We start from the raw sequence: 568 nt of genomic DNA, 5'->3' as shown, positions 1-568 counted from the left end.
AGGATGAAGATAGAGATCACTAGAGATATCGATCCAACACACCGACGACAGAACGTGAGTCTTCCACGAATTTGGCTCTGTTGAAATCCTCAACAGGTGATATATTCTAATCGGGCTGCGGTCAATTCAGGAGACATACCCATCAGAAGACATTTTTATTTCTGAGGTGGACAATCAGGATAATGCCCTCCACCAGTGACATACCGCAATGGCGTGAGCTGATGATGCTTATTTTGCTGAGTTTCCTCTTTGCATCACTTCAGTGGAATACGCTACAGGACCTCATTTCCAACGGGCCAACGGCATTCAACACGCTCGTGGATGTTTCATTGTTCGTCCTCTTGAGTATCTCCGTCATAGGAGCGATCTACGAAACCCTACAGATGAGAGCAAATTGAGTACTTCGCACTCTTCAGCGACCGGACGTTTCAGACGATACTGTGTCTAAAGAAGAGGATTTCAACAGAGCCACGAATTTGCAAAACTGTCGGACGGAACCACCAGTTGATCTATCTGACCGATGGGATTAAGAAGAGTCGTTACATCGCCATCTAATATGCACAGCTAG

At 46.0% G+C, this 568-nt stretch carries 1 protein-coding gene; it reads left to right on the top strand.

What is annotated here, in order from left to right; all coding sequences use genetic code 11:
- The first annotated feature begins 182 nt into the window (after window positions 1–182).
- Window positions 183–398 (top strand): hypothetical protein, encoded by a 216-nt coding sequence (locus D3D02_RS20525; protein ID WP_121564889.1) that lies wholly within the window; start codon window positions 183–185, stop codon window positions 396–398.
- Window positions 399–568 lie beyond the last annotated feature (170 nt).

It is taken from the genome of Halobellus sp. Atlit-38R, from assembly GCF_003665925.1.
Taxonomy (GTDB): Archaea; Halobacteriota; Halobacteria; order Halobacteriales; family Haloferacaceae; genus Haloquadratum; species Haloquadratum inordinatus.
Note: the sequence above shows the minus strand (reverse complement) of the source record. Positions and strands in the feature narration are given on the sequence as shown.